This window comes from Parendozoicomonas sp. Alg238-R29 (genome assembly GCF_947331445.1).
In the GTDB taxonomy this organism is placed as follows: Bacteria; Pseudomonadota; Gammaproteobacteria; order Pseudomonadales; family Endozoicomonadaceae; genus Sansalvadorimonas.
On record NZ_CAMZOG010000199.1, the window covers coordinates 1 to 1,670 of the forward strand.

The window sequence follows — 1,670 nt, forward strand, 5'->3', positions numbered from 1 at the left end:
CGGCAATAAGCGTCATAGGCCGCATAACCATCGGTGAGCAAGACACCCTCAAACCCTTCCAGTAAAGGAACGAGGTGTGTGGCCGCGCGTGTCGTCGAGAAGGTGAAGGCCATTTCATCGCTTTCTCCATACAGGGGCCAGAACCAGGCTTGTTTCATTTTTCCTGGTGATGACCGGCCTGCTTTTATCGGGGTTTCATCCATCGCCAGCACGCGACTTTTTAAGATATTGGCCAACTGGGCATCGTAGATGGGCTTTAAGAGGGCAATACTGCGCTTGGTCAGGTTGATCAGCGTTGTACGACTGAGGGTGATGCCACTATTGGTCAGCCGTTGATGTTGACGGTAGAGCGGCAAGTGATACAGGAACTTATCCGTCAGCATGCCCGCTAAGAAACTGACATCTGCGAGGCTTTTTTCGAACACCGCGTCAGGCGCTGAATAGCTGATGATTTTTTGGTCGGTTTTACGTTTGATCACCGGATGACGGTACTTCAGCACGACGTAACTGGCCGGGCGCTGAGCGAGCCGATGGGTTTCCTTGTAATCAATGATGGTGTACTGCTCGGCATCCGGCCCCTTTAATTCGTCAGGAACGATCTCGTGAGTTTCGACAGGAACACTGTCGTCGAAACGCAGACCGTCATCAGTGACACAGTTATCCGCGCGCACCTTGGGCTTTTTTCTGATGTACGTGACGGTTTCTGTAGGAGGTGCTTGTTCAGCTGGCGCATCACACAGAAGACTTTCAATACCGATCTGATCCGGTGACAGGTCCGGAAGGCGCTTCTCTGATTTTTGACCAAAGAACTGCTTCCGGAACCAGTCCAGTTGATGCTCAAGTATTTTGATTCTGTCTTTTAGCTGATGAATGTCATCTTGATCAGCAAGAGGCTGTGCGGTTATCGTCATGGGGCAAAACTGTAGACGAACTTTGCTCTGATTTCCGGTGATGATGGTAACGTTTATAGCGTTTCACCGTTTGTGTGTTGATGCCTTCCAGTATGAGAACGAGATCTGCTGCGCTCAGAGGATTTTTGTCCTGTGTATAACCCGGTGTATGGAAGTAACCCTGCTCCAGTCGTTTACACCACAGGCAAAAGCCGGAACCATCAAAGTACAAAGCTTTAAGGTGCGTTTTCTTACGGTTGATAAACACAAACAACTGACCACTGAGGGGATCCTCACCCAGTTGTTGTTTGACCAGTGCAGACAAACCATTGAAGGATTTACGCATATCGGTTGGCTGGCCGTAAAGCCACACTTTCAGATCACTGGGAAGCAACAGCATCAGGCGTTTCTTATGCGCAAAGTGATGCCACCTGGCAGTGCGACTTCGACATCCCACTCTTGGCTTGGCGCTGGTAGCCGCGGTTTTGATTCAGGCAGAACAGGGATTTCCAGCCAGGGCGATGATGTGTGTTCTGGTGAGACTGTTGTCTGATTTTTCAGTGTTCTTTTCCACAATTGCAGACTGGACAGGCTGATATCATGACTGAGACAGAATGCTTTTTGGGTTAACCCACTGCGTTGTTGTTCTTTAATCAGATTCAGCCGTTCTTCATGACTGCGGTGCTGATAAGGCATGTGATGCTCCTGCTCTTGAATGCATGCAGGACACTATTATTCATGTTGGGTTGGTTTTGTAGACGTGGTTGAATGATCGCTTAC

3 protein-coding genes are annotated in these 1,670 nt (G+C 49.3%); all 3 read right to left on the minus strand.

Going from position 1 to position 1,670, the window contains the following annotated elements:
- Positions 1-911 (minus strand): transposase (locus QMA35_RS21565; RefSeq protein WP_281649193.1); only part of this gene is annotated, 911 nt, incomplete at its 3' end.
- The gene (gene tnpB / locus QMA35_RS21570; protein WP_281649194.1) at positions 883-1,290 is read right to left on the minus strand and encodes an IS66 family insertion sequence element accessory protein TnpB; all 408 of its coding nucleotides are present in this window, start codon (positions 1,288-1,290) and stop codon (positions 883-885) included. The genes tnpB and QMA35_RS21565, both read right to left, overlap by 29 nt.
- Positions 1,290-1,586 carry a hypothetical protein gene (locus QMA35_RS21575; protein WP_281649195.1) on the minus strand — a complete coding sequence of 99 codons (297 nt, stop codon included), beginning with the start codon at positions 1,584-1,586 and terminating at the stop codon, positions 1,290-1,292. Before QMA35_RS21575 ends, tnpB begins: the two co-directional genes overlap by 1 nt.
- Positions 1,587-1,670 lie beyond the last annotated feature (84 nt).